General features: G+C 36.2%; 3 protein-coding genes and 1 pseudogene. All 4 read right to left on the bottom strand.

Translation table 11 applies throughout. The features are described 5' to 3' along the window. Positions 1-270, bottom strand: a pseudogene (locus ASJ81_RS11250) (IS110 family transposase); the annotation flags it as partial. A 214-nt stretch (positions 271-484) separates the two neighbouring features. Beyond that, positions 485-739, bottom strand: coding sequence for a hypothetical protein (locus ASJ81_RS11245; protein ID WP_095644525.1), 255 nt, complete (start codon positions 737-739; stop codon positions 485-487). A gap of 114 nt (positions 740-853) precedes the next feature. Continuing rightward, positions 854-1,330: a hypothetical protein gene (locus tag ASJ81_RS11240; RefSeq protein WP_095644524.1), complete on the bottom strand. Its 477-nt coding sequence runs from the start codon at positions 1,328-1,330 to the stop codon at positions 854-856. A 351-nt stretch (positions 1,331-1,681) separates the two neighbouring features. Further along, positions 1,682-2,337 (bottom strand): matrixin family metalloprotease (locus ASJ81_RS11235; protein WP_212556067.1); only part of this gene is annotated, 656 nt, incomplete at its 5' end.

Raw genomic sequence — 2,337 nt, 5'->3', positions numbered from 1 at the left:
GGTAAATACCTTCATATCTCGAGCATTTCCAACTATTACAGGTAGATGCTTTATCAAAGAATCATGGATGGGAACCCAGAAATCACTTGTTGACTCACATGCAACAACATTACATTTTTCGGATATTACCCAATTTTTAAGGGCTAAAATTCCTTCGTCATCTCTGTTGAAACGTTGCTGTTGTTTTTCGCCAGATCTACTGAGAATTGTAGCAATGAAAAAGATTTTGTGAATGTCTAGACCACAAGCTTTGTTTATGACTTCAATCATATAACATCACCCAATTTATTTGGGCAGTCGAATTGCCTAAAAGGCCAATTTAGCATCCGTGATCAAAGTCACATTTGAGCCTTCGATGGCAATTCACTGATTAGTTTTCTGACGGTTTTGAAAAACCAAAATAAGGACAACCTTACTGCCCAAGGTAATAAGGGCTTAATAGTCAAAAAAGAGGGCGTAGAGTATTTTCATTGATTTGTGCATGTTATTCGAAGAATTTCATGTACGTTTTCTTTACAGGCAGAGAGTTATAGAGCCATTCATCTATTGTAATTACAGCAATTGTGTAATCATCAGAAGTATTAATCTCACTTACTGTACCAATGACTATGCGGTCAGAGTGGTTTATTTGGTATGGAATTTCGGCAACTTCACCTTCCAGTATGGCTTTTGTAAGATTTGGAGCTAGAAGAAGCAAGAAACATAATAGTAATATGGGGAATAAGTTCAACTCTTTCATAATAATCTCCTGTTACTATTCCATGATTAAATAATAGATAAAAAATTAATTTATATTCAACCTATTAATCTCTAAAAAATTGTGTAGCCTTCAAAGGCTACTTGAATAGTTAGATTATTTTTCAATTGTACTCAATAACTTGTCCTGGCTAATAGTTTCATCACATCCCACAGCTTTACCATCACCGGTTAACGTGAATTTCCCTTGCATATATCCTGTAACTACAAAATGGTCAGGGCTAGTATCCTTTGTAGCCGGATTATCGTCCTCGTGTAGATAAAGTAAAACCCTTTCACCAGATTTGAAGCTTGGTTCATCTTCTGATACAAATCTATCTTTTCCTACCTTTCCACCAACCACTCTTACAATAATCTCTTTGGATGATAATGGGTTTTTAACATAACTATCCACACTTATTTTGATATCAGTGTAAATTAGGTTATCCAAAGTGAACTCATCTATTGTATCAGATTTTGTTCCATCGATAGAGTTCCATCTACTTGGAAGTGTCTCCATAACTGTGCCTATGACTATAGTATCAGATTTGTTACTTAAATCCTCATAGGTGTACTTTTCAAGTATTGAACTCATGCTTCCAGTTAAAGGCTCATCAATATTATTTTTCTAGTTTAATACCATCATGTGAGAACTCAGATAATGCTAAACAGCTTAACACCACTACATTGGTCATCGGTTAAGGAAAAATCGTTATCAATTGCATTGATTTTCATAAAATTTATTAAATTATTCATCAAATGCAAAACTGGAATCTGATATCGATTTCAATTTAAACACTAAACATTTGGGTTTGAGTTTTTCCGTCGAAATCGAGATCAGCAGCTCAAAATCCTTAACCGAATACAAATGAACACCACTATAGAAAGAACCCAAAACAAAATCCCGTATTTTCCACCATTTCGAATTGTCATGAGTCATCACCTTTCAAGGATAAATAGAACGAATGCCGGCTATATCGTCTGAATGAAGATCTCTCATCTTTATGTCACCACGATATACATACGCATACATTGTTGCATCAGGATTTGTAGAATGGTTTAAACTCAACCAGTGTCCAAATTCATGAGCAGCAACACTCTGCACGTCAATCTTATTACTTTCTCCTGAAGTAGACCACGGCGTATCACTATTAAAATAAGTTTTACATTTTGTCAGTGAAGTCCCCCTAGATGTTTCAATAGTTGATGCTGGAGCTCCATCTACTCCAAGTGATGAGTAGTACAGTCGGCTTGTGCTTGATGTTAGCCAAGAAAAGTGAAAATCTGCACCAGCATTAGTCCATACATTTGCTCCATTATTTAAAGAAGTTGCCCAACTACTTGGAATCGTAGAAGCCTTGCTTATTTGAGCATATCCTGAGTGCCAGTAATATCCATTATATACATATGCTGATGCTGGAAGAGCAATACTCACCAAAGATATATTTAATAACAGTATTCCTATCCAAACTCTTTTACCAATTTTCATATTTTTATACTCCGAGTGTTTATCACCCCAGGAGGCAGAATCAGGCAAGCTAAACCTTAAATCAAAGTTGCGCTGGCGCACCCCGCTGCAAGCAACGGGGTATGTCCGCGCCA

Source organism: Methanosarcina spelaei, from assembly GCF_002287235.1.
GTDB lineage: Archaea > Halobacteriota > Methanosarcinia > Methanosarcinales > Methanosarcinaceae > Methanosarcina > Methanosarcina spelaei.
This window is presented reverse-complemented; position numbering and strand designations above follow the sequence as displayed.

Excerpts from the sequence above, each read along its gene's own strand:
- ASJ81_RS11245 (WP_095644525.1), bottom strand. The coding sequence starts at position 739 with ATGAAAGAGTTGAACTTATTCCCCATATTACTATTATGTTTCTTGCTT.
- ASJ81_RS11240 (WP_095644524.1), bottom strand. The coding sequence starts at position 1,330 with ATGAGTTCAATACTTGAAAAGTACACCTATGAGGATTTAAGTAACAAA.